The organism is Aeromonas sp. 600724, from assembly GCF_049175135.1.
Classification (GTDB): Bacteria; Pseudomonadota; Gammaproteobacteria; order Enterobacterales; family Aeromonadaceae; genus Aeromonas; species Aeromonas veronii_A.
Genome location: NZ_JAAKUM010000019.1, coordinates 23,424 through 44,862, shown reverse-complemented (window position 1 = coordinate 44,862; position 21,439 = coordinate 23,424). Strand labels below are relative to the sequence as shown.

Sequence of the window (21,439 nt, the reverse complement as noted above, 5' to 3'; positions counted from 1 at the left end):
CGTTGCAAACGGCCCCATAGCGGGGCCGTTTTTATCTCTGCTTCTGGCGACAGTCGGAGGCGTAACCCGGGTAACAGGTTGGGGCATATGGAGGCAAATCGGGTTCAAAGGTGGTCAAACAGCGCTCTCCTCTGACACAATATTGCCACTATGACGCTAACGAGAATCAAGATGCAGCAGCCTGTCAGCGGCCGTTTGGCCCACGCCCTCTCCTTCTTGCGCCATGATGGTCGCCACTTTGCCCAGTTTGTCTGGGGCCGTTTCCAGCAGGACAGATTGACGGTTACCGCCGGTTATCTGGCCTATGTCACCCTGCTTTCACTGGTGCCGATGATCGCCGTGGTCTTTGGCATGATGTCCGCCTTCCCGGTGTTCCAGAGCCTCAAGCAGGCGATGGAGCAGTTCGTCTACCACAACTTCGTGCCGACCGCGGGCGATATGCTCAAGGAGTACATCGACGGCTTCGTCGCCAATGCCACCAACACCACTGCTGTGGGGATTGGGGCGCTGGTGGTGGTGGCGTTGATGCTGATCTCCGCCATCGACAAGAACCTCAACTACATCTGGCGCTCGACCCAGGGCCGCCCGCTGGCGCAGGCCTTTGCCATGTACTGGATGATCCTGACCCTGGGGCCTGTGCTTATCGGGGCCAGTATCGCCATCTCCTCCTATATCTTCTCGCTGCGGCTGTTTGGCGCCGAGAGCCTGTTCGGCATCGGTTATCTGCTGTTGCGCGGTTTGCCGTTCCTCTTCTCGGTGCTCACCTTCCTGCTGGTCTATACCGTGGTGCCGAACTGCAAGGTGCGGCTGATCCACGCCTTTATCGGTGCGCTGGTAGCGGCGACCCTGTTCGAGCTGGCCAAGCGCGGCTTTGCCATCTATATCACCAACTTCCCCTCCTATCAGGCCATCTACGGTGCGCTGGCCACCATCCCGATTCTGTTTGTCTGGGTCTATTTAAGTTGGCTGGTGGTGCTGCTCGGTGCGGAGACCACAGCCTGCCTCGGTGAGTACGAGAAGCCGGCGAGCGAGGAGCTTGGCTAAGCCATCGCCTTGGCCACCGGTTTATTGGTAGCATCGACGACCGCCCCTGCAATCGAGCCGGGGCGGTCGTTCTGTTTTGAGAGGAGAGGGATGTGATTGCACTGATTCAGCGGGTCAGCGAGGCCAGCGTGACTGTTGAGGGGGAGGTGACCGGCGCCATCGGTCAGGGATTGCTGGTACTGCTCGGAGTAGAGCAGGGGGATGACGAGGCCAAGGCCGACAAACTGCTGCACAAGGTGAGCGGCTATCGGGTCTTCAGTGACGAGAATGGCAAGATGAACCTCAATGTCGGTCAGGTCGGCGGCAGCCTGCTGGTGGTCTCCCAGTTTACCCTGGCGGCCGATACCAAGAGCGGGATGCGCCCCAGCTTCTCCTGCGGTGCCCACCCGAGCGAGGCCGAACACCTCTATGACTACTTCGTGGCGAAGGCTGCTGCCAGCGGCATCCCGACCGCAACCGGGCGTTTTGCCGCCGACATGAAGGTGGCGCTGGTCAACGACGGCCCGGTTACCTTCTGGCTACAGGTCTGAGGATGTCTCGTCCCGCGGTGTGACGTGGACGATCACGTTGATAAGCCCCGCAACCGGATAGGGGGTAGCGGGGCCAATCCACTGTTCTATCAGTGTCAGGGCGTGGGTTAGCTCCAGTTCTGTTCGCGGCAGCAGGTTGATCACCAGGGTGCCGCAGAGGCGGGGAGCCAGCGCCCGGTAGAGCCGCTCCTGAAACAGCAGCAGCGGGTTGCCATCCTGACTGAAGAGATCGAGCAGGATGAGGTCGTACTGCTGCTCGCTCTGCTCGAGAAAGGCGAGGGCATCGGCCTGATGGAGTGTCGGAACGGCTTGCCCATCGTGCGCCTGATGCTGGAAAAACTGCTGATAAACGGTCAGCACCTCTTCGTCGAGGTCAACGCACTCGTGGCGAGCATCGGGCCAGCGCTGACTCAGATGGCGGGTGAGATCGCCGCCACCCAGCCCCAGTTCGAGGATTTGCTCAGCCCGCTCCGGTAGCAGGCAGGCGATGACCCGCTGATGGGGCAGACAGAGGGTCGCGGGGTCGGCGAGCGACATGGCGGATTGCACCACGCCATCTATCTCCAGCCAGCGGTGCTGGTCATTTTCCTGTACCGTGAGGCGGCGCTGGGGTTTGACGCTGAGGTGCAACAAGTGATCGGCTTGGTACGCTTGCAGATTGAAGTCCATGAATTTGCACGGCAAGATGGTTTCCGACCAGTGTAACTCAAGGATGAAACTATGTACCGGGTAGTCACCCCTCAGACAGTCGCCGAGCTGGATGCCTACTACCAGTTGCGCTGGGAACTTCTGCGTAAACCCTTCAATCTGCCGGTCGGTTCCGAGCGGGACGAATACGATACGGTCGCCATTCACCGGCTGATGCTGGCTCCCGATGGTACTCCCATCGCTGTGGGCCGCCTCTTTATCGGCGGTGACGAGGCGCAGATCCGCTTTATGGCGCTGCGTCCCGAATATCGCGGCCAGGGGCTGGGCGCCAAAATGGTGGAGGATCTCGAGGAGCTGGCTCGCAGCGAGAAGGTGAAACGGCTGGTGATGAACGCCCGTCAGGAGGCAGTGGAGTTCTATCGCAAGTGCGGCTTTCTCGAAGTGGGGGGCGGCCCCGTCTCCTTTGGCCGGATTCCCCATCGCCAGATGATCAAATCCCTGAGCCCGTTGCAGACCATCCAGTATCGGCCGGAGTGGTGTCAGGATCTCACCACCCGCTGGTCGCGCGGGGTGCCCATCAGCGAGAAGATGGGGATGCACATCAGCCACTACGATGGCCAGACTTTCCACCTCAAGGCCAATCTGGCGGCCAACTTCAACGTGCATGGCAGCATGTTTGCCGGCAGTGTCTACAGCCAGTGCGTGCTGGCGGGCTGGGGGCTGATCTGGCTGCAGCTTAAAGAGGAGGGGCTGGTGGGCGAGCCGGTGCTGGCCGAGAGCTCCATCAAATATCATGGCCCGGTCGATGAGGAGCCCGAGGCGCGGGTGGCCCGCGAGGGGATGCCCGCCGTGCTGCAGCCGCTCAAACGGGGGGAGCCTGCCACCTTCAGCCTCAAGATCCAGCTGTTCAGCGGCAGCAAGCTGGCGGCTGAGTTCTGCGGCCACTACGTGGTGCAGCCGCCCCGCCGTCCGGGCCAGTAACCGCGTCGTTTCCCCATCAAACAACAAGGCCTCATCATGAGGCCTTGTCTGTTTTTACCCTTGCTGGCTGTCGCTTGTCTACCCGGCTTGGGTCTGCACTTGGGCCTGGTTTTGGGCTTTCGGCGCGGGAGCCGGTCGCCAGAGCGGGGCACTGTTGCCTTGCGGAGGATAGCGTACTCCCACTTCCCAGCCGCAGGCGTCCTGCTTCTGAGGGAAGCTCCAGGCCAGCGTGGGTTCCGTCAACGGCCCGCGCCACTGGCCGAGCAGCTCGGCGCAGCGGTTGCCGTTGAGGATCCCCAGATCCAGCTGCCACTGCTCGTTGACCAGATCGATCCCCCCTTGCAGCGCCAGCAGATGGGTGATGGTGGAGGCGCCAGCCTGCTCGACTTGTAGTTGCCCCTTGTCGATCTTGCCCTGCAGCTTGATGCGGTAGAAGGGGGTGTCACCCTCCTGCATCGCCTGCCACAGCTGTTCCGGCGTCAGGGTGGGCGGGGTCGCGCCCTTGAACCACTCATCCAGCAGCGGATCTATCTTTACCTTGTCCCAGAACGGCTCGTCGGCATCGAGGGCAAAGCTCCCCTGCAGGCTCTGGCGCCACTCGCCCGCCGTTTTGCCATGTTCGGCTTGCAGATCGGCGCTCACGTCCGCCTTGCCGGCAAAGGAGACCGGGGAGTGGAATATCTTGCCCCACTGCACCAGGTCCAGCTTGGTCGCCTGCAGTTGCAGGCGGCTGCTCTGGCCCGGCTCGCGGCCCCACTGGCCACTCAGGCTGAAGGTGCCCTCATCCGGCAGCGAGCTGGTGAGTTTGCCCAGTTGCCAGGAGCTGGGGGTCAGCTCCCCATCCAGCTCGCCGTTACGGGCGCTGAGGCCATCCCACACCAGCTCGAACCATTTGCTCTCGATACGGGCGCGGCCGAGCAGCGGGCCGGGTTGGTTATCGCGCAGGGCGAGATCGCTCAGATAGAGCTGCCAGCCGGTCAGCGACAGGGGCAGGGTATCGTCGAAGGAGAGCACCTTGAGCTTGTCGAACGCCAGCTTGCGGATATCCACCTGCTGCGGGCGCCAGCTCTGCCAATCCTGCCACCAACCCTGCGGCAGGCTGATATCCATGCCGCTGAGCGCCACGTCTTTCAGGGTCAGCTTCTGCTGCTGGCTATCGAGGGAGAGCTCGACATTGAACTCCCCTTCATAGGCCTTGCCCTGCAGTTCGCCGTCGATCTGCTGGGGCGAGAAGGCGAGCTTGCCCTTGATCTCCTCCAGCTGGAACAGGCCGCGCCCCATGTCCCCCAGGGTGCCGCTCAGATAGCCGGTGGGCTGGTTGCCCGCCTGCCAGTTGAAGGCGGTGAGCTGGCCGCTGAAGTTGTTGAAGGAGAGCTCCTGATTGATGTCGTTGAGGCTGACGTCGTCCAACTGACCGCGATCCAGCGACACGCTTTGCAACGGGAAGCGCTGCGGGAAGCCTTGTTGTGTCAGGTCCCCCAGCTCGACCCGCAGGCCGCGCGCCTTGAGGTCGTGCAGTTGCAAGGTGCGGGCGGGCCAGTCCAGCACCATGCCGGTCTCCAGCAGACCGTCGAACAGGTTGGTCACCAGCTTGTCGGTACGCAGCACTTCACCCTCCAGCCGTCCTTGCAGGTTGAGGCGGGCGAAGGTGAATTGCGGGGTCTCCAGCTGGCCGATATTGAGGCTCAGGTTGGCCTGTGGCTGCCGTTTCGGATCGATCAGCTCCCAGTCGCTCAGGGTGGCATTGAGGCCGCGCAGGGTCAGCTCGGGGCTCTCCAGACTGAGCCGGTCTATGGTGCTGTCACTGATGGTGAGGGAGTGCACCGGCAGGCTTGGCAGCTGGTTGGGCAGCGGCAGCTTGATGGCGGGACGAATGAGATCGAGATGGGCGATGCGCACGTCGCGGCTCAGCCAGTCGATGCTCTCGATCTCCAGATAGATCTTGTCGAGGGAGACCGCATCGCCGTAGCGTACCTGCTCTGCCAGCAGGGTGTAGGGGTGAAGTGGGTTGAATACCAGTCGCCCTATGGTGACCGGCACGCCGGTCTGCTGGCTGATCCAGCTGGTGATGGGGCCTTTGGCGCGCTCGGCGTCGAACAGGCCGAGGGCAACCCAGACAAATAGCAGCAGGAAGGCGAAGGTGTAGAGCAGGCCGCGTAGCCAGGAATTCATGGGTGCTTTCCTCCTGTTTTGGGATTGGTTGTCAGGCGTTTGAGTAGTGGTCTCGCAGACCGAGCCAGCGCCGTATCAAGGGTTCGACATGGCTTGGGTGCCTATCCATGAGGAAGCGCGCCATTTTTTGCACCTGCGGAATAAGCGGCTGATCCCGCACCAGATCAGCGATCTTGAGATCGGCCAGACCTGTCTGGCGGGTGCCGAGCAGTTCCCCCGGGCCGCGCAGTTCCAGATCGCGCTGGGCGATGAGGAAGCCGTCGTTGGTCTCCCGCAGCACCCCGAGCCGGCTCTGGGCCGTCTTGGACAAGGGGGCATGATAGAGCAGCACGCAGTGAGAGGCCACCGCCCCCCGGCCAACCCGGCCGCGCAGCTGGTGCAGCTGCGCCAGCCCGAGCCGTTCCGGGTTCTCGATGATCATCAGGCTGGCGTTGGGCACATCCACCCCCACCTCGATGACGGTGGTGGCGACCAGCAGTTGCAGTATGCCTGCCTTGAACTCCTCCATCACCCGCTGTTTCTCCACCGGCCGCATCCGGCCGTGCACCAGCCCGATATGCAGACCGGGCAACAGGTTCTGCAGCTCGGCGGCGGTATCCTCGGCGGCCTGACACTCCAGCACCTCCGACTCCTCGATCAGGGTGCAGACCCAGTAAGCCTGCTTGCCCTCGGTGCAGGCGAGCTTGACCCGCTCGATCACATCGCCGCGACGGCTGTTGGGCAGCGCGACCGTGGTGATGGGGGTTCGGCCCGGCGGCAGCTCGTCGATGACCGAGGTGTCGAGGTCGGCATAGGCGGTCATCGCCAGGGTGCGGGGGATCGGGGTAGCGGTCATGATGAGCTGATGGGGATGCACCCCTTCCCGCTCCCCTTTCTCGCGCAGGGCGAGGCGCTGATGCACCCCGAATCTGTGCTGTTCATCGATGATGACCAGCGCCAGACGCTGGAACACCACCTGCTCCTGAAAGATGGCGTGGGTGCCCACCACCATTTTGACGCTACCATCGGCGATGGCGGCCAGCGACTCTTCCCGCGTCTTGCCTTTCTGTTTGCCCGCCAGCCAGCCGACTCCGATGCCGAGCGGCTCCAGCCACTTGGCGAAGTTGATGGTGTGTTGTTCGGCCAGCAGCTCGGTCGGCGCCATCAAGCCCACCTGACAGCCGTTGCCGATAGCCTGCAGGGCAGCCAGCGCCGCGACCAGGGTCTTGCCGGAGCCCACATCCCCCTGCACCAGCCGCATCATGGGGTGGCTCTGTTGCAGATCCTTGCTTATCTCCGCTACTACCCTGCTCTGGGCGCCGGTGGGTTTGAACGGCAGAGCGCCGAGCAGTTGTTCAACCAGCTCGGGCGCCGGTTTGAGAGCGCGAGCCAGCTGGGTTTGTGCCTGAGCACGCACCTTGAGTACCGAGAGGTTGTGCGCCAGCAGCTCCTCCAGTACCAGTCGCTGCTGGGCCGGATGTTGGCCGCTTTCCAGCAGCGGCAGCGCCACCGAGGGAGGCGGGCGATGCAGCAGCTTCAGGGCGGCGGCCAGTTCAATCTGATGGGGATAGAGTCCGGCGGGCAGCAGCTCCTCCACGCCGTAGAGGTCGAGCTGGGCCAGCGCCTGATCGGTGAGATTGCGCAGGGTGAGCTGGCGCAGCCCTTCGGTAGTCGGGTAGACGGGGGTGAGCGCCTCTTCGGTCTGACCAGCTTGCTCCTCACCGAGCAGCTTGTACTCGGGGTGGGCCATCTCCAGCCCGTATTTGCCGGGGCGCACCTCGCCAAAGCAGCGGATCAGACGGCCCGTCGCCAGACTGTTTTTCTGGGCGGCGGTGAAGTTGAAGAAGCGCAGGGTGAGGGTGCCGGTACCATCGCTGATGCGACAGACCATCATGCGGCGGCGCCCCATCACCAGCTGAGTGTCCTGGATTTCGCCCTCGACTGCGCCGTGAAGGCCGGGCGGCAGATCGCCGATGGGCCACACCTGGGTGCGGTCCTCGTAGCGCAGGGGGAGGTGGAACAGCAGGTCCTGTACCGTGGCCAGCCCCAGCCGCTCGAGCTTCTCCAGCATCTTGCTGCCGACACCCTTGAGGCTATCGAGAGGAATTTTATCCAATTTCATCAATTAGATGCCCGAAAACACTGTAAATATGTCCAGATGATAGGGGTTGTTGTGGGGCCGATGCAAGCCGAGTTGCTGCTGGCTGGGCCGTCAAGGCGGGGGAAACGGCGGATATAACAAAGGCCTGCCGAAAACGGGAGGCCTTTGTGCGGCTGCCAACAGGCAAGGTGCGGGCGTATGGCGCCCAAGGTCAGATGATGCGTTTGAGCAGCAGGTGGGCCTTGACCCGGTGGATCCGTCCCAGCAGCTTGCGCACCTGTTCCGGGTAGTCCTGAATCTGCTCCACCTGATCGAAGTGGCTGATCCGCTTGGTGTTGGTCAGGATGTTCTCCCGCTCCGCGTTGAACTGGGGACGCAGCAGGTGGCGACGATCGTGCACCAGCAGGCCATTCTCCAGATCCAGCGCCCAGGCGCGGGGGTTGAGGTTGTTGCCGGTGAGCAGGGCCCACTCGTCATCCACGAAGATCCCCTTGAGATGGTAGGAGTTGCGCTCGCAACACCAGAGCATCAGGTTGAGGCGACCGTCGTCGATGTGGCGCTGGTTGCGCTCGGCAAACTTGCGCAGGTTGGTTTCGTAGAGATAGGGCAGGCCACCGATGGTGGAGAACTTCTCTTCCGGCGGAATGAAGAAGTCGTTGGCGGTCTTGTCGCCCACTACGATGGTCACTTTGCAACCGCGCTGCAGCAGATCCTCGATATCCTTGCTCAACTCCTTGGGCGGGTTGAAGTAAGGGGTGCAGATGAAGATCTCCCGCTCGGTGGCGCGCACCAGATTGCGGATCATCAAGTTGAGCTGATTGTTGCGCTTACCCAGACCCACCATGGGGGTGACGGCCACCTCCTGGGTGTTGACCGGCATGGTGCTGAAACGGTACTGGCTCTGGCGCAGGTTCTGCTTGAAGCGGCGGATCGGCCCTTTCAGCTGTTTGGCGCTGGGGATGTCGCTGTGATCCAGTCGCTGCACCGCGTCGCTCTTCACGAACAGATCATCCACGTAGTTGACCATGCTGCGGGCCAGCTCCGGGCTGGTGATCTGGTGATAGCGATCGAAGCGGTAGCGATCCTGCTGGTGCAGGTAGATGTCGTTGAGGCTGGCACCGGAGTAGAGCACCACATCATCAAAGATGAAGCCCTTGAGGTGGAGCACGCCGAGCAGCTCGCGCCCTTTGACCGGCACGCCGTAGATTTCGATCTGGTGCTCGTGTTCGGCAGCCATGGCCTGATACATCAGGTGGTTGCCGCCCTGCTTGCCTTTGCCGATCAGGCCGCGCTGGGCACGGTGGAAGTCGACGAACAGCTTGATGTCGAGGGCCGGATTGCGCTGCTTGGCGGCGTAGAGGGCGGAGAGGATCTCCCGGCCTGCTTCGTCATCCTGCAGATAGAGCGCGACCAGATAGATGCGCCGGGTGGCACTGGCGATAAGCGCAAGAATGCGGCGTTTGAAATCCTGGGCGCTGTAGAGCACTTCAAACTGATCCGCTGCGACGGCGATCTGGGGCAGGCGCGCCAGCAGTTGTCGATAATGGGCCGATGAATGCATAGATAAACCTGAAATCACGGGGTTAAGCGTTCCACTCGGAGCGATGAATAGGCGATTCTAGCAATCTCGCCCTCTCAGCCAAAGAAAGAATCATCAGAAAGATGAAAAAGGCCTCACGAGTGAGGCCTTTTTGTCAGCATTTCGCCCTTGTCAGAGGAAGCTGTAGATGATCATCGCCATCACGCCGCCAGTGGTGCCGATGATGGTTTCCATCACGGTCCAAGTCTGCAGGGTCTGCTTCTCGGTCAGGCCGAGGTAGCGGTTGGCCAGCCAGAAACCGGAGTCGTTGACGTGGGAGAGCACGATGGCACCGCCGCCGATGGCGATGGTGACGGCCGCCAGCTGGGCACCGTTCAGGCCGAGCGGCTCCAGCATCGGCAGCACCAGACCGCAGGCGGTCAGCATGGCGACGGTGGCAGAGCCCTGAATCACCCGTACCGCAGCGGCCAGAATGAAGGCCAGCGCGACGATGGGCAGACCGGAGTCGGCCAGCATGTTGCCAAGGGCGGCACCCACGCCGGAATCAACCAGCACCTGCTTGAACACGCCACCGGCACCGGTCACCAGAATGATGACGCCTGCCGGCTGGATGGCGCTGTTGCAGACGCTCATCACCTCGTCACGGGACATGCCGCGGCGAATACCCAGCAGATAGAAGGCGGCCAGACAGGCGACCATGATGGCGGTGAAGGGGTGACCGATGAACTCCAGCCAGTTGTGCAGGGTGGAGCCCGCCTCGACGAAACGACCGACGATGGTCTTGAGGCCGATCAGCAGCAGCGGCAGACCGATGAGGCCCATGGCCAGCCCGAAGGAGGGCAGGGATTTGCTGTCATCGTGGACGCTGTTCTGGGCATCGGCAGGCAGCGGTACATCGACGATCTTGCTGATGAAGTCACCGAACAGCGGGCCAGCCAGGATCAGCGCCGGTACGGCGGCGATCAGGCCGAACAGGATCATGTAGCCGAAGTCGGCACCCAGCTGGGATGCCACCAGGATCGGGCCCGGCGCCGGAATAAGGAAGGCCTGGCAAGTCGCGATACCGGCCAGCAGGGCGATACCAATCTTAACCACGCTGCCACCGCCACGACGGACGATGGCGAAGGCGACGCCGATCAGCAGCACCACGGCCACGTCAAAGAAGAGCGGCAGGGCGCAGACAAAGCCGGTCAGGGCCATGGCCCAGTTGGCGCGCTTGACGCCGAACTTGCCGAGCAGGGTGTGAGCCACCCGGTCGAGGGCACCGGTCACTTCCATCACCTTGCCGAACATGGCGCCCAGCGCCACCACTACCGCGACGAAACCGAGGGTGCCACCCATCCCTTTCTGGATGGTGTTGGCGATGTCGGCCGGGTTCATGCCAGCGGCGAGACCCGCCACCATGGAGACCAGGATCAGGGCTACCACGGCGTGGAGCCGGGCCTTCATCACCAGGAAGAGCAGCAGCACAATCGAGCCGGCGGCTGTCATGATCAGGGAGAGGTCAGACATTGTTATGCGTTCCTTTTTCCAAGTTCAGTCGTGACACCTTGCCGATCCGTCGGCAAACCATATCTTTATGATTTATTTAGATTTATGGCAAGGGCTCAACATCATATGCCCAGGTGACTATGGGTTTGCTCAGTCTGTGGCAGACTTCACATTTTCAATCGTTACCGGTAACATGTTACCGGTAACGTGTTAGATTAGAACCCATCAACAGCTGGTTTTTTGAAAAGTGGGACAGAGGTCAAATTATGGCGGGTAAGTGCATTATCGTGATGGGTGTGTGTGGTAGCGGCAAATCCAGCGTGGGTCTGAAAGTGGCCGAAGCGCTGGGCGCCAAGTTCATAGATGGTGATGACCTGCACCCCAAGGCCAACATCCAGAAGATGGCTGGCGGCAACCCCCTCAACGATGAGGATCGTGCCCCCTGGCTGGAGCGGATCCGCGACGCCGCCTACAGTCTCGAGCAGAAGAACGAGACCGGCATCATTGTCTGTTCCGCCCTCAAAAAGAAGTACCGCGACCAGATCCGTGAAGGCAACGAGTCGGTCAGCTTCATCTTCCTAGATGGCAGCCAGCCGCTGATCCTCGAGCGGATGCGTGCCCGCAAGGGCCACTTCATGCGTGAAAGCATGGTACAAAGTCAGTTCGATACCCTGGAGCGCCCGGATGGCGAAGCCGGTGTATTCCACATTGATATAGACGGCACCTTCGAACAGGTGGTTGACCGCGCCGTCACAGCATTGGAGCAAGCCCAATGATTCATAAGGTAATTTCCGACGTCACTGCCCGCATCCGCGAGCGCAGTGCCGCCCGCCGTCAGGCCTTTATGGCCCGCATCCAGCGTCAGGCCGAGCAAGGCAAGACCCGCGCCGCACTGGCCTGCGGCAACCTGGCCCACGCCGTGGCCGCCTGCAGCAGTGACGAGAAGGGTCGCATCCTCGACATGACCCGTGCCAACGTCGGTATCGTCACCGCCTACAACGACATGCTGAGTGCCCATCAGCCCTATCAGGGCTATCCGGATATCATCAAGGGCACGCTGGCCGAACTGGGCCACAGTGCTCAGGTCGCCGGCGGCGTGCCCGCCATGTGCGATGGCGTGACCCAGGGGCAGCCGGGGATGGACATGTCCCTCTTCTCCCGCGACCTGATCGCCCAGGCGACCGCGCTGTCGCTCTCTCACAACACCTTCGACGCCACCCTGCTGCTCGGCATCTGCGACAAGATCGCTCCGGGCCAGATCATGGGGGCCCTCTCCCACGCCCACCTGCCGACTGCATTTGTTCCTGCTGGCCCGATGGCGAGCGGCATCAGCAACGACGAGAAGGTGAAGGTGCGTCAGAAGTACGCCGCCGGTGAAGTGGGTCGCGATGCTCTGCTGGAGATGGAGTGCGGCGCCTACCACGCGGCAGGCACCTGCACCTTCTACGGCACCGCCAACACCAACCAGCTGGTGTTCGAGGCCATGGGCCTGATGCTGCCGGGCTCCGCCTTTGTGCACCCGCATAGCGAGCTGCGCCGCGCCCTGACCGCTGAAGCGGCCCGCCGCATCAGCGCCATGATCCCGGGTTCCCCGGCCTATCGCCCGCTGAGCGAGGTGCTGGATGAGCGCTCGCTGGTCAACGGTCTGGTGGCCCTGCTCGCCTCTGGCGGCAGCACCAACCACAGCATCCACATGGTGGCGCTGGCCCGCGCGGCCGGTCTGGTACTGACCTGGGATGACATCAGCGATCTCTCCGACGTGGTGCCGCTGCTGGTTCGCATGTACCCGAACGGCCCGGCCGACGTCAACGCCTTCGAACAGGCAGGCGGCGTGCCCGGCCTGATGCGCCGTCTGGCGCAAGAGGGGCTGATCCACATGGACGCCACTCCGGTCTTTGGCGAGATGCAGGATTACCTCAGCCGCCCGGCACTGGTCGATGGCCAGCTGGTATGGCAGCCGGTGGGCGAGAGCGGCGATGCGAGCGTGCTTTCACCTTCCGGCAGCGTGTTCCAGGCCACTGGCGGCACCAAGCTGCTGGCGGGCAATCTGGGTCGTGCCGTGGTCAAGGTCTCAGCTGTGGCTCCCGAGTATCGGGTGATTGAAGCGCCGGCGCGGGTCTTCTCCTCCCAGCATGCGGTGGAAGCGGCCTACAAGGCGGGCGATCTCAATCAGGACGCCGTGATCGTGGTGCGCCACAATGGCCCGGCCGCCAACGGCATGCCGGAGCTGCACAAGCTGATGCCGGTGCTCGGCAACCTGCAGAAGGCGGGTTACAAGGTGGCGCTGGTCACCGATGGCCGCCTCTCCGGTGCCTCCGGCAAGATCCCGGCCGCCATCCACGTCACCCCGGAAGCGCTGCACGGCGGGGCCATCGGCCTGCTTGCTGACGGCGACCTGCTGCGGGTTGACGCGGTAAACGGCAGCCTCGATTGCCTGACCGATTTGAGTGGCCGTACCCAGGCCGAGATTGACCTCACTCTGGAACAAGAGGGGTGGGGCCGTGAACTGTTCAGCGTGATGCGTCGCGCGGTATCGAGCGCCGAGTGTGGCGCTACCATCTTTGACTAAGGAAGAGCTATGCAGAACTGGAAAGTGACCCCGGCCGAGGTGTTTGCCGCCTCCCCGCTGGTACCCGTGATGGTGATCAACGAGCTGGATCAGGCCTTGCCGATGGCCAAGGCGCTGCTGGACGGCGGCATCTCCGTCTTCGAAATTACCCTGCGCACCCCGGTGGCGCTCGATGCCATCGCCCTCATCGCCAAGGCGATGCCGGATGCCATGGTCGGTGCCGGTACCGTGCTCAACTGCGAGCAGTTTGATGCCGCCGTCGCCGCCGGTGCCCGCTTCGTCATCTCCCCGGGGATGACCCCGGCCCTGCTGGCCCACGCGGCCAAGAGCACTGCACCGCTGATCCCGGGCGTGGCGACTCCGTCTGAAGTGATGCAGGCGCTGGAAGCGGGCTATGACCACCTGAAGTTCTTCCCGGCCGAAGCGAACGGCGGCACCAAGGCGCTCTCCGCCATTGCCGCGCCGCTGCCCCAGGTGAAGTTCTGCCCGACCGGCGGCATCGGCCCGAAAAACGTGGCCGACTATCTGGCACTCAAGTGCGTGGCCACCGTCGGCGGCTCCTGGATGTTGCCGGCCGATGCGGTCAAGAGCGGCAACTGGGAAGAGGTGACCCGCCTCTCCCGCGAAGCGGTTGAGTTGGTAAAACGCTAAGCCTCAGTTGTGCAGAAAACCAAACAGGCCACCCTCGGGTGGCCTGTTTGCTATCAGCGTGACTTAAGTGGGTGAGGGAAGGGATTACCCCAGACTCTCCCCGACATAGAGGGAGAAGCCGATATCTTTGCGGGTATCGGGTTGGGATTGGCCGTTGAGACGCGCCAGCAGCATGGTGGCCGCCTCCCGACCGATCGCTTCCCGCGGGGTGGCGATACTGGCCAGTTTGGGGGTCATGGCGTGGCCGATGTCGAGGGCGTTGCAACCGGCGATGGCGATCTGCTGGGGCACCGGGATCCACTTGGCTTGACACTGCAGCAGGGCGCCCACCGCCAGGTCATCGTTGGTGCAGAACAGGCCGTCGAGGTCGGGATAGCGTACCAGCGCCTGATCCAGCAGCTCGCCCCCCAGAGTGAAGCTGGAGGATTGTTCGGTCAGCAGATGCTGGCCGGTGAGGCCGAAGTCGGTCATCGCCTGATAGTAACCCTCCATCCGCAGCTGGGTGCGCACGTCGAGCCGCGCCCCCAGATAGACCACCTTGCGTCGGCCCCGGCGCAGCATCTCTGTTACCATGGCCCGGGCTGCGGCTCTATGATCCATGCCGACCACCATGTCGATGGGGGTTTGCGGCAGGTCCATGGTCTCCACCACCGGAATGCCGGCGGTGGCGATCATCTTGCGGGTGCGTTCGGTGTGCTGGCTGTCGGAGAGGATCAGCCCATCCACGTGATAGGAGAGCAGGGACGCGACTTGCTCCTCCTCCCGCTCCGGACTGTAGCCGTAGTGGGCCAGCAGGGTCTGGTAACCGGCCGGTCGGGTCACCGACTCGATGCCATGGATCACCGCCGAGAAGACCTGGTTGGAGAGGGAGGGGATCAGGATGCCGATCGCCTTGCTGGTCGCGTTGGAGAGAATATCCGGCGCCCGGTTGGGGATATAACCCAGCTCTTCCACTACAGCTGCGATCCGCTCGCGGGTCCCCTCCGCTACGGTCTGCGGGTCGCGCAGATAGCGGCTGACAGTCATCTTGGTCACGCCGGTCTGGTCGGCGATATCTTGCAGGGTGGGGCGGCGCTTGCGGGTGGGGCTCATAGGGGTGTCCAGCGTGGATGTTACATGTAACATTACCGTTTTTGGCGGATAAAGTCAGCATATGAAGCCGTTTTTGCAGGAGTTTTCCGATGATCAGAGGCAAGCAGTTCGTGGATGTCCGGTTCGAGCAACAGGATGTGGAGGGGGAGCAGTTCTCGGAGTGCCGCTTTATCGGCTGCAACTTCTCCTGGCTGGATTTGAGCGATAGCCGCTTCATCGACTGCAGCTTCTACGATCGGGAGAGTGAACGGGGCTGCCTGTTGCAGGGTTGCGATCTGCGCGAGGCCAGCTTCCTGCGCTGCGATCTCACCATGGCCGATTGCAGCCGCAGCCAGTGTCTGGGGTTGGAGATGCGCGACTGTCAGGCGGTCGGTATCAACTTCAGCCATGCCAGCTTCGCCAACCAGATCACCGCGAAAAGCTACTTCTGCGAGGCCCATCTGACCGGCAACAACTTCAGCTACGCCAGCTTCGAGGGTTGCCTGCTGGAGAAGTGCGAGCTGACCGGCAACCGTTGGCAGGGGGCCAACCTGTTTGGTGCCTCGCTGGCGGGTTCCGATCTTAGCGGCTCTGAGTTTGGCCAGATTGACTGGACCAGTTTCAAGCTGCAGGGCTGCGATCTGCGCCAGTGCGATCTGCCGGGGCTGGATCTGCGGCGGGTCGATCTGCAAGGGGTGCAGATCAACGAGGATCAGCAGCAGACCTTGCTGGAGCAGATCGGTCTGGTTGTCTTCCCCTGAGCCGAGCGAAAAATTAGGTAATTTTTCATCAAATGGGGCCGACAGTGGGGGGCGCTCCTGAAACGACAAAAGCCTGCGTGATGCAGACTTTTGCTAGTGAGCGTGTGATGGCTTGTCGGCCGGGTTAACTCAACCCTTGGCCAGCCATTTGGTCGGGTTGATCGCCTCGCCCTGATAGCGAATTTCGAAGTAGAGGCCCGGTCTGTCCTGACCGCCGCTGTCACCGACCAGTGCCACAGGTTCACCCTGTTCCACATTCTGGCCCACCTGACGCAGCAGCGACTGATTGTGACCGTAGAGGCTCATATAGCCCTTGCCGTGATCGATTACCAGCAGCATACCGAAGCCATCGAGCCAGTCGGCGTAAACCACTTGTCCCGGTGCGACCGCCTTGACCTGGGTTCCTTCGCTGGCGCCGATCAGGGTGCCTTTCCACTTGAGCTGGGCGGTGCGCGGTGAACCGTAGGAGATGAGGATCGGCCCCTGTACCGGCCAGCGCAGGCTGCCATTGGTCTTGAGCCCGCTGTAGTAACCTGCGGTCCCAATCCCAGAGCCTCGCTCCGGTTTGGTACTGGACATCTCTTCGACCGGTTCTGCCGGTTTGACGGTTTTGTTCTGCTGGGCGGCAAGTCGTTGTTGCTCGGCGCGGCGCTGCTCGGCCAGCTTGCGCTGACGCTCCTGTTCCGCTTTCAGCTTGGCCAGCCGCTCCCGTTCGGCCCGTTCGCGCCGTTCCTGCTCTTCCCGCTGGCGGCGCAGCTCCTCCAGCCGCGCTTTCAGCGCCTTCTCCGCCTTGACCAGCTTGGAGAGCTTCTGCTCGTCATCCTGTACCGACTGCTGCAACTGGTTGCGCACCTTGGCCCGGCTCTGCTGGCTGGCCAGCAGAGCCTGGTGATGCTCCTGCTGTTCGGCAAGCAGGGCTTGCAGCTTGCTTTCGGTCTCTTTGGTGGCCTGCTGGTTTTTCGCCAGCTTGTCACGGGTGGCTCGCAGGGCGTCGATGGCCTCGATGCGGGCCTTGTTGAGGTAGTCGTAGTAGTCGAGTGAGCGGCTCAGCTTGGCCGGATCCTGCTGATTGAGCAGCAGTTTGAGGTAGTCGTGGTTGCCCGCCTGAAAGGCGCTTTCCGCCTGCTTGGCCAGCAACTGCTTCTGATGTTTGGCTTGAACTTCCAGCGCCAGCTTGTCCTTTTGCAGGGTCGCCAGCTTCTGCTGGTTCTGCTTCAACTGCTGCCTGGTCTGGTTGAGTTTGGCGGCGGCGGCCGAGATGGCCTGCTCGTCAGCCTTGAGCTGGGTATTGAGCTTGGCAAGCTCCTGCTTGCTGAGCTTGATGGTCTTCTGTTGCTCTTTGATCTGGGACTGCATGGTCCCCAGCTGCTGATTGGCGGCCAAAGCCGGTTTGCTGGCGCCAAATGACAGGCAAAAAAACAGCGCGCCGGCCAACAGGCCGACGCGACTGGTTTTCTGTGAAATAACTTCGCATCCCCGCATGGGGAAGGATTATTTCAGAATCATCAGGGGCTTGCCAGTCATTTCCGGCGGCACCGGCAGACCCATCAGGGTCAGCATGGTGGGGGCCAGATCGGACAGTTTGCCACCTTCAACCACCTCGGCTTTGCGACCGAAATAGATGAGCGGAACCGGCAGATTGGTGTGGGCTGTGTGGGCCTGACCAGTCTCTTCGTCCAGCATCTTCTCGGCGTTGCCGTGGTCGGCAGTGATCAGGCACTCGCCACCCACTTCGGCCAAGGCGTCGGTGACGCGACCGATGCAGTGGTCAACGGCTTCACACGCTTTGACTGCAGCATCGAATACACCGGTGTGACCAACCATGTCGCCATTCGGGTAGTTACAGATGATGACGTCGTACTTGCCGCTCTTGATGGCCGCAACCAGCTTGTCGGTCAGCTCTTCGGAGCTCATCTCAGGCTGCAGGTCATAGGTCGCCACTTTCGGGCTGGCCACGATCTCGCGATCTTCGCCGGTGAAGCAGGACTCCTCGCCACCGTTGAAGAAGAAGGTGACGTGAGCATACTTCTCGGTTTCGGAGATGCGCAGCTGGGTCTTGCCCTGCTTGGCCAGCCACTCACCCAAGGTGTTGACCAGAGCGGTCGGCGGGTAGGCACAGGCAGTTTTGATGTCGGCCGCGTATTCGGTCAGCATCACGAAGTTCAGCTTAGGCTCGACTGCACGAGCGAAGCCGGTGAAGTCGGTGTCAACGAAGGCGCGGGTGATTTCACGGGCGCGGTCGGCACGGAAGTTCATGAAAATCAGCGCATCACCATCTTCCATCGGTGCAGCTTCACCGATGCGGGTGGCTTTGACGAACTCGTCGTTCTCGTCGCGGGCATAGGCGGCAGCCAGCGCTTCGGTGGCGCTCTCGGCGGTGAACTCGCCCTTGCCCTGGGTCATCAGGTCATAGGCTTGCTGCACGCGATCCCAGCGGTTGTCACGGTCCATGGCGAAGTAACGACCGATCATGGAGGCGAAACGACCCTTGCCCAGCTTGGCGAAGAGGGCATCGAACAGCTCGATGGAGGACTGGGCGGAGCGCGGCGGAACGTCACGGCCATCCAGGAAGGCGTGCAGGTAGATCTTCTCGGCGCCACGCTTGGCCGCCATTTCGATCATGCCCATGATGTGCTCTTCGTGGCTGTGTACGCCACCCGGGGACATCAGGCCCATGATGTGAACGGCTTTGTCGTTAGTCACGGCAGCGTCAACAGCCTTGGCCAGCTCGACGTTCTGGAAGAATTCACCGTCCTGGATGTCTTTGGAGATGCGGGTCAGCTCCTGATAGACGATGCGACCGGCACCGATGTTGACGTGGCCTACCTCAGAGTTGCCCATCTGGCCATCCGGTAGACCGACATCCAGACCGGAGCCGGAGATCAGGGTGCTGGTGTAGTCACGGGCCAGACGATCGAGGTTGGGAGTCTTGGCGGCAGCGACGGCGTTGTGCTCTTGCTTGGTGCTGTAGCCCCAACCGTCCATGATGACCAGAACCAAAGGTTTCTTAGCTGTTGACATAAGACTATGTCCTCTCGGATTGGAAAAAATGCGGGAAATGAAACTAGCGTAATATTACTACATCTGCCGAAATAGTCACCTGATAGCCAAGGGGCGCTCCCGCGGCCCCGCAAGCCACGCCCTTCCTGCCATGCTCGCTGCCCAATGATGATGGGAGCCTGCTCGCGCTTTGCCGCCAAGATGGCTGATCTTATCAATACCCCCATGTATACTCGGGCCCTTGTCTTGGTCCCTGGATAGTAGAAGATGCAAGAGTATTTGGATTTTGCGGCCCGTAACCCGCTGCTGACCGCAGCCTGGTTGGGTCTGGCTGGCACTCTGGTTTACACCACTGTGCGTGCCCGTTTGTCCCCGGTAAAAACCGTCAACAATCACACCGCGACCCTGCTGATCAACCGCGAGAATGCTACCGTGGTGGATATTCGCAGTCAGGAAGAGTACGCCAAGGGCCATCTGGCCGGTGCCCAGCACCTGCCGCTGACCCAGATCCAGAGCAATAATCTGGGCCCGGTTGAAAAGCATAAAGATGCCCCCATCATAGTGGTGTGCGAGTCGGGAATGACTGCGGGCGGCGCGGGCCGTCAGCTGAGCAAAGCTGGCTTCAAGCAGGTTTATGTGCTCGGCGGTGGCATGGCCCAATGGCGTGCAGAAAATCTGCCGGTAACCAAGAAACGCTGATTTAAGCAGGGCCTGAGCCCACTTATCCATATAACAAGGAATCAAACGAAATGGCTGACGAGATCAACAACCAGGAAGTACAACCGGAATTCCACATCCAGCGTGTTTACACCAAGGATGTCTCTTTCGAAGCGCCGAACACCCCGCACATCTTCCAGAAAGAGTGGCAGCCGGACGTCAAGCTGGATATGGATACCAAGACCAACATCCTGGCTGAGAACGTCTACGAGGTTGTCCTGACCCTGACCGTGACTTGCAAACTGGAAACCGAAACCGCCTTCCTTTGCGAAGTACAGCAAGCCGGTATCTTCACCATCGGCAACCTGCCGGAGCCGCAACTGGCTCACTGCCTGGCTGCCTTCTGCCCGAACATCCTGTTCCCGTATGCCCGCGAAGCCGTGGCCAACATGGTGAGCAAGGGCTCCTTCCCGCAGCTGAACCTGGCACCGGTCAACTTCGATGCCCTGTTTGCCCAGCACATGGCGCAAGCACAGGCCCAGCAGGCGACTGCGGAAGCCTGATAATGGCTGACCAGATCGCTATCTCGGTCTTGGGGGCGGGGTCTTATGGCTCCGCCCTTGCCATTTCTCTGGCGCGCAATGGTCATCCGACCCTACTGTGGGGTCACGACCCCGCTCATGTCGCCGAGCTGGAACAAGACCGCTGCAACAAGGAATTTTTGCCTGATGTCCCTTTTCCCGCCGATCTGCAGCTGACTGCGGATCTGCAACGTGCGGTACAAGCTGCCCCCGTGCTGCTGCTGGTCGTGCCGAGCCATGTCTTTGGCGATGTGCTGACCCGGATCAAACCCTTCCTGCGCCCCGATACCCGTATCGCCTGGGCCACCAAGGGTCTGGAGCCGGACAGTGGCCGTCTGCTGCAGGACGTGGCCCGTGAAGTGCTGGGTGACGAGATACCGCTGGCGGTGATCTCCGGCCCCACCTTCGCCAAGGAGCTGGCTGCCGGTCTGCCGACCGCCATCTCGGTCGCTTCGACTCACGACGAGTTCGCCGACGATCTCTCCCACCTGCTGCACTGTGGCCGCTCGTTCCGGGTCTATACCAATCCGGATTTCGTCGGTCTGCAGCTGGGTGGGGCGGTGAAGAACGTCATCGCCATCGGTGCCGGCCTCTCCGACGGGCTCGGGTTTGGCGCCAATGCCAGAACCGCGCTCATCACCCGGGGTCTGGTGGAGATGCAGCGTCTGGGTGCGGCGCTGGGTGCCGATGCCAAAACCTTTATGGGGATGGCGGGGCTCGGGGATCTGGTGCTCACCTGTACCGACAACCAGTCGCGCAACCGTCGCTTCGGGCTGGCCCTCGGGGCTGGCAAGGATGTGAACACCGCCATGACCGAGATCGGTCAGGTGGTGGAGGGGTATCGCAACACCAAAGAGGTGCATCTGCTGGCGGCCCGCTGCGGCGTCGAGATGCCCATCTGCGAGCAGATCTTCAAGGTGCTCTACGAGGGTAAGAACCCGAAAGAGGCGGCCATCGCCCTGCTGTCGCGAGACAAGAAGGACGAGTAATCTGCCGATTGCCCATGCAAAAGGCCCCGCCATCTGGCGGGGCCTTTTCTTTGCTGCAAGGGCTGCAAATCAGTAGTAAGAGTGGTCGCCGCGCTGGTGCTCGGTGGCGTCTTTCACACCGTTGAGCTCACCCGGGAACTTCTCCAGCAGCTGCTTCTCGATCCCCTCTTTCAGGGTGTAATCGACCATGGAGCAACCGTTGCAACCACCGCCAAACTGCAGGATGGCCAGTTTATCTTCAGTCAGCTCGACCAGGGTGACCTTGCCACCGTGACCGGCCAGCATGGGGTTCACTTCGGACATCAACACGTACTCGATGCGCTCGATTAGCGGCGCGTCGTCGGCCACTTTACGCATCTTGGCGTTCGGTGCTTTCAGGGTGAGCTGGGAGCCCATCTGATCGGTGACGAAGTCGATGGTGGCATCCACCAGGAAGGGGGCGCTCAGGGGATCGACCATGCAGTCGAAGCCGCTGAAGGGCAGGTGTTGATCTTCCGGGTCCACGGCATCGGGCGGGCAATACGATACGCCACACTCGGCATTCTGGGTTCCCGGATTGACCACAAACACCCGGATATTGGTGCCATCAGGCTGTTTTTCCAGCAGTTTACGGAAATGGGCCTGGGCGGCGTCGGAAATGCTGATCATCACTATCCTCATAAACCTGAGTGTAC

At 61.8% G+C, this 21,439-nt stretch carries 19 protein-coding genes; 10 read left to right on the top strand and 9 right to left on the bottom strand.

All coding sequences use genetic code 11. The features are described 5' to 3' along the window. The first annotated feature begins 171 nt into the window (after nucleotides 1–171). Together G5168_RS17415 and dtd are read left to right on the top strand one after the other, a co-directional pair. A complete protein-coding gene (locus G5168_RS17415) occupies nucleotides 172–1,044 on the top strand; it encodes a virulence factor BrkB family protein (RefSeq protein ID WP_005340664.1) in 873 nt (290 codons plus the stop codon). A 92-nt stretch (nucleotides 1,045–1,136) separates the two neighbouring features. Further along, the gene (dtd, locus tag G5168_RS17410; RefSeq protein ID WP_227341589.1) at nucleotides 1,137–1,574 is read left to right on the top strand and encodes a D-aminoacyl-tRNA deacylase; all 438 of its coding nucleotides are present in this window, start codon (nucleotides 1,137–1,139) and stop codon (nucleotides 1,572–1,574) included. On the opposite strand, the gene G5168_RS17405 is transcribed toward dtd, so the two are convergent. Beyond that, on the bottom strand, nucleotides 1,563–2,243 hold the full coding sequence (locus G5168_RS17405) for a spermidine synthase (protein WP_162628440.1): 681 nt from the start codon (nucleotides 2,241–2,243) through the stop codon (nucleotides 1,563–1,565). The genes dtd and G5168_RS17405 overlap by 12 nt on opposite strands. 51 nt (nucleotides 2,244–2,294) lie before the next feature. Between G5168_RS17405 and G5168_RS17400 the strand changes: the two genes are divergently transcribed. Beyond that, nucleotides 2,295–3,203, top strand: coding sequence for a bifunctional GNAT family N-acetyltransferase/hotdog fold thioesterase (locus G5168_RS17400; protein ID WP_139437785.1), 909 nt, complete (start codon nucleotides 2,295–2,297; stop codon nucleotides 3,201–3,203). Nucleotides 3,204–3,281: 78 nt separating this feature from the next. On the opposite strand, the gene G5168_RS17395 is transcribed toward G5168_RS17400, so the two are convergent. From G5168_RS17395 to gntU, 4 genes are all read right to left on the bottom strand, one after another. After that, nucleotides 3,282–5,375 (bottom strand): AsmA-like C-terminal region-containing protein, encoded by a 2,094-nt coding sequence (locus G5168_RS17395; RefSeq protein ID WP_421172439.1) that lies wholly within the window; start codon nucleotides 5,373–5,375, stop codon nucleotides 3,282–3,284. 31 nt (nucleotides 5,376–5,406) lie between these two features. Next, complete coding sequence (gene recG / locus G5168_RS17390) at nucleotides 5,407–7,476, bottom strand: ATP-dependent DNA helicase RecG (RefSeq protein WP_421252507.1); 2,070 nt, start codon at nucleotides 7,474–7,476, stop codon at nucleotides 5,407–5,409. A 190-nt stretch (nucleotides 7,477–7,666) separates the two neighbouring features. Then, nucleotides 7,667–9,016 (bottom strand): CDP-diacylglycerol--serine O-phosphatidyltransferase, encoded by a 1,350-nt coding sequence (gene pssA / locus G5168_RS17385; protein WP_005342654.1) that lies wholly within the window; start codon nucleotides 9,014–9,016, stop codon nucleotides 7,667–7,669. A gap of 150 nt (nucleotides 9,017–9,166) precedes the next feature. Then, complete coding sequence (gntU, locus tag G5168_RS17380) at nucleotides 9,167–10,507, bottom strand: gluconate transporter (protein WP_005355418.1); 1,341 nt, start codon at nucleotides 10,505–10,507, stop codon at nucleotides 9,167–9,169. Nucleotides 10,508–10,752: 245 nt separating this feature from the next. Between gntU and G5168_RS17375 the strand changes: the two genes are divergently transcribed. The 3 genes from G5168_RS17375 to G5168_RS17365 are packed head-to-tail and all read left to right on the top strand — an operon-like array spanning nucleotide 10,753 to nucleotide 13,706. Further along, on the top strand, nucleotides 10,753–11,262 hold the full coding sequence (locus tag G5168_RS17375) for a gluconokinase (RefSeq protein ID WP_005340649.1): 510 nt from the start codon (nucleotides 10,753–10,755) through the stop codon (nucleotides 11,260–11,262). After that, nucleotides 11,259–13,055: a phosphogluconate dehydratase gene (edd, locus tag G5168_RS17370; protein WP_421252506.1), complete on the top strand. Its 1,797-nt coding sequence runs from the start codon at nucleotides 11,259–11,261 to the stop codon at nucleotides 13,053–13,055. Before G5168_RS17375 ends, edd begins: the two co-directional genes overlap by 4 nt. 9 nt (nucleotides 13,056–13,064) lie before the next feature. Next, on the top strand, nucleotides 13,065–13,706 hold the full coding sequence (locus G5168_RS17365; protein ID WP_005342660.1) for a bifunctional 4-hydroxy-2-oxoglutarate aldolase/2-dehydro-3-deoxy-phosphogluconate aldolase: 642 nt from the start codon (nucleotides 13,065–13,067) through the stop codon (nucleotides 13,704–13,706). An 84-nt stretch (nucleotides 13,707–13,790) separates the two neighbouring features. On the opposite strand, the gene G5168_RS17360 is transcribed toward G5168_RS17365, so the two are convergent. Further along, nucleotides 13,791–14,798: a substrate-binding domain-containing protein gene (locus G5168_RS17360; protein ID WP_076493932.1), complete on the bottom strand. Its 1,008-nt coding sequence runs from the start codon at nucleotides 14,796–14,798 to the stop codon at nucleotides 13,791–13,793. 89 nt (nucleotides 14,799–14,887) lie between these two features. Between G5168_RS17360 and G5168_RS17355 the strand changes: the two genes are divergently transcribed. Beyond that, nucleotides 14,888–15,538: a Qnr family pentapeptide repeat protein gene (locus G5168_RS17355; protein ID WP_005340643.1), complete on the top strand. Its 651-nt coding sequence runs from the start codon at nucleotides 14,888–14,890 to the stop codon at nucleotides 15,536–15,538. Between the two features lie 129 nt (nucleotides 15,539–15,667). Here G5168_RS17355 and envC read toward each other — a convergent pair whose 3' ends face one another. Both envC and gpmM read right to left on the bottom strand, forming a co-directional pair. Further along, the gene (gene envC / locus G5168_RS17350; RefSeq protein ID WP_216952666.1) at nucleotides 15,668–17,020 is read right to left on the bottom strand and encodes a murein hydrolase activator EnvC; all 1,353 of its coding nucleotides are present in this window, start codon (nucleotides 17,018–17,020) and stop codon (nucleotides 15,668–15,670) included. A 9-nt stretch (nucleotides 17,021–17,029) separates the two neighbouring features. Beyond that, the gene (gpmM, locus tag G5168_RS17345; RefSeq protein WP_421252505.1) at nucleotides 17,030–18,559 is read right to left on the bottom strand and encodes a 2,3-bisphosphoglycerate-independent phosphoglycerate mutase; all 1,530 of its coding nucleotides are present in this window, start codon (nucleotides 18,557–18,559) and stop codon (nucleotides 17,030–17,032) included. Between the two features lie 246 nt (nucleotides 18,560–18,805). Here gpmM and G5168_RS17340 point away from each other — a divergent pair, with 246 nt between their 5' ends. From G5168_RS17340 to gpsA, 3 genes are read left to right on the top strand one after another with little or no spacing between them, the layout of a single operon-like run. Continuing rightward, nucleotides 18,806–19,237, top strand: coding sequence for a rhodanese-like domain-containing protein (locus G5168_RS17340; RefSeq protein WP_005340640.1), 432 nt, complete (start codon nucleotides 18,806–18,808; stop codon nucleotides 19,235–19,237). Between the two features lie 50 nt (nucleotides 19,238–19,287). After that, nucleotides 19,288–19,758 carry a protein-export chaperone SecB gene (secB, locus tag G5168_RS17335; RefSeq protein WP_005340639.1) on the top strand — a complete coding sequence of 157 codons (471 nt, stop codon included), beginning with the start codon at nucleotides 19,288–19,290 and terminating at the stop codon, nucleotides 19,756–19,758. Nucleotides 19,759–19,760: 2 nt separating this feature from the next. Beyond that, complete coding sequence (gpsA, locus tag G5168_RS17330) at nucleotides 19,761–20,765, top strand: NAD(P)H-dependent glycerol-3-phosphate dehydrogenase (protein WP_421252504.1); 1,005 nt, start codon at nucleotides 19,761–19,763, stop codon at nucleotides 20,763–20,765. Nucleotides 20,766–20,834: 69 nt separating this feature from the next. Here gpsA and nfuA read toward each other — a convergent pair whose 3' ends face one another. Then, entirely contained in the window at nucleotides 20,835–21,413 is a 579-nt protein-coding gene (nfuA, locus tag G5168_RS17325) for a Fe-S biogenesis protein NfuA (RefSeq protein ID WP_005340636.1), read from the bottom strand. Between the last annotated feature and the right edge of the window lie 26 nt (nucleotides 21,414–21,439).

What these genes read in the sequence shown, in the direction of transcription:
- G5168_RS17355 (WP_005340643.1), top strand. Translation starts at nt 14,888, where the DNA reads ATGATCAGAGGCAAGCAGTTCGTGGATGTCCGGTTCGAGCAACAGGAT.
- recG (WP_421252507.1), bottom strand. Translation starts at nt 7,476, where the DNA reads ATGAAATTGGATAAAATTCCTCTCGATAGCCTCAAGGGTGTCGGCAGC.
- G5168_RS17340 (WP_005340640.1), top strand. Translation starts at nt 18,806, where the DNA reads ATGCAAGAGTATTTGGATTTTGCGGCCCGTAACCCGCTGCTGACCGCA.
- G5168_RS17395 (WP_421172439.1), bottom strand. Translation starts at nt 5,375, where the DNA reads ATGAATTCCTGGCTACGCGGCCTGCTCTACACCTTCGCCTTCCTGCTG.
- G5168_RS17405 (WP_162628440.1), bottom strand. Translation starts at nt 2,243, where the DNA reads ATGGACTTCAATCTGCAAGCGTACCAAGCCGATCACTTGTTGCACCTC.
- G5168_RS17365 (WP_005342660.1), top strand. Translation starts at nt 13,065, where the DNA reads ATGCAGAACTGGAAAGTGACCCCGGCCGAGGTGTTTGCCGCCTCCCCG.
- G5168_RS17360 (WP_076493932.1), bottom strand. Translation starts at nt 14,798, where the DNA reads ATGAGCCCCACCCGCAAGCGCCGCCCCACCCTGCAAGATATCGCCGAC.
- secB (WP_005340639.1), top strand. Translation starts at nt 19,288, where the DNA reads ATGGCTGACGAGATCAACAACCAGGAAGTACAACCGGAATTCCACATC.
- G5168_RS17400 (WP_139437785.1), top strand. Translation starts at nt 2,295, where the DNA reads ATGTACCGGGTAGTCACCCCTCAGACAGTCGCCGAGCTGGATGCCTAC.
- nfuA (WP_005340636.1), bottom strand. Translation starts at nt 21,413, where the DNA reads ATGATCAGCATTTCCGACGCCGCCCAGGCCCATTTCCGTAAACTGCTG.
- edd (WP_421252506.1), top strand. Translation starts at nt 11,259, where the DNA reads ATGATTCATAAGGTAATTTCCGACGTCACTGCCCGCATCCGCGAGCGC.
- gpmM (WP_421252505.1), bottom strand. Translation starts at nt 18,559, where the DNA reads ATGTCAACAGCTAAGAAACCTTTGGTTCTGGTCATCATGGACGGTTGG.
- envC (WP_216952666.1), bottom strand. Translation starts at nt 17,020, where the DNA reads ATGCGGGGATGCGAAGTTATTTCACAGAAAACCAGTCGCGTCGGCCTG.
- G5168_RS17375 (WP_005340649.1), top strand. Translation starts at nt 10,753, where the DNA reads ATGGCGGGTAAGTGCATTATCGTGATGGGTGTGTGTGGTAGCGGCAAA.
- G5168_RS17415 (WP_005340664.1), top strand. Translation starts at nt 172, where the DNA reads ATGCAGCAGCCTGTCAGCGGCCGTTTGGCCCACGCCCTCTCCTTCTTG.
- gpsA (WP_421252504.1), top strand. Translation starts at nt 19,761, where the DNA reads ATGGCTGACCAGATCGCTATCTCGGTCTTGGGGGCGGGGTCTTATGGC.
- gntU (WP_005355418.1), bottom strand. Translation starts at nt 10,507, where the DNA reads ATGTCTGACCTCTCCCTGATCATGACAGCCGCCGGCTCGATTGTGCTG.
- pssA (WP_005342654.1), bottom strand. Translation starts at nt 9,016, where the DNA reads ATGCATTCATCGGCCCATTATCGACAACTGCTGGCGCGCCTGCCCCAG.